This window comes from Streptomyces sp. NPDC057654 (assembly GCF_042800135.1).
Classification (GTDB): Bacteria; Actinomycetota; Actinomycetes; order Streptomycetales; family Streptomycetaceae; genus Streptomyces.
Genome location: NZ_JBHVHQ010001418.1, coordinates 1 through 1,258 on the forward strand (window position 1 = coordinate 1; position 1,258 = coordinate 1,258).

Sequence of the window (1,258 nt, forward strand, 5' to 3'; positions counted from 1 at the left end):
GCACCATGTACTCGGGGAGCGCTTCCGACAGGTAGGTGTGAAGTTCCGTGGCACTCGGAACAGTCGCCGCCGAAGGTTCGGGCACGACGTAGGCGGCGAGCCGCTTGTCCCCCGGCTCGTCCTCCCGCACGACCACCGCTGCCCGCGACAGCGCGGGATGCCCCGCCAACGCCGCCTCGATCTCGCCCAGTTCGACACGGAAGCCCCGCAGCTTGACCTGATCGTCCGCACGACCCACGTACTCGATGTCACCATCGCCACGCCGCCGCACCACATCGCCCGTGCGATACATCCGCCCACCGGACCCACCGAACGGATCCGCCACGAACCGCTCAGACGTCAGCCCAGCCCGCCCGTGATACCCACGTGCCAGCACCACGCCCGCGACATACAGCTCGCCGGGTACGCCCACCGGCACGGGCCGGAGCAAGGAATCCAGCACGTACGCACGGGTGTTGGCGAATGGACGGCCGATCGGCACCGGGCCGGTCGGCGTCGGCTCCCCCGGCGCCAGCCGGAATTCGAGGCAGTTCACCGTCGCCTCGGTCGGACCGTAGGCATTGAAGACCGTCACATCCGGATGCGCGGTCCGCCACCCCGCCAGCACCTCACCGACCAGCGCCTCACCACCCAGAATCAACGTCCCCGACGGCGACACCCCCTCCGGCAACGCCTCCAGAATCGCCAGGTGGCTCGGCGTCCCCTTCATAAAGGCCGGACGCGGGCCGTCAGCGGCTTGCTCATCCAGCTCCGACAACCGCACACACCCACCGCTCACCAGCGGCGTATACAACGCGGTCACCGTCAAGTCGAACGCCAACGGCGAATGCACCAACGACACACCCGCCACCGCACCCGCATACGCCTCACGCGCCCGCACCGCATACGCACCCAGCGAACGGTGCTCCACCACCACGCCCTTCGGCACACCCGTCGAACCCGAGGTGTAGATCATGTACGCGGGGTGGCGCACCGACAGCGGGGCGAGCCGTTCGACGTCAGTCGGCCCGGAGGCCAGGGCCTCCACCGTTTCAGGGTTGTCCAACAGCAGCTTGTCGGCGGCGCAGGCGTCCGGCAGTCGTGTGGCGAGTTCGCCGTTCGTGACGACGATCGCGGGGGCCGCGTCGGTGAGCGTGAAGGCGATGCGCTCGTCCGGGTACTCCGGGTCGACCGGCACGTACGCGCCGCCCGCCTTCAGCACCGCCAGCATCGCCACCACATTGTCCGCCGACCGCGGCAGCACGATCGCCACGAACCG

The 1,258-nt window shown here is 69.3% G+C and carries 1 protein-coding gene; it reads right to left on the bottom strand.

What is annotated here, in order from left to right:
• Nucleotides 1-1,258 (bottom strand): amino acid adenylation domain-containing protein (locus ACFU99_RS44045; protein ID WP_384404466.1); only part of this gene is annotated, 1,258 nt, incomplete at both ends.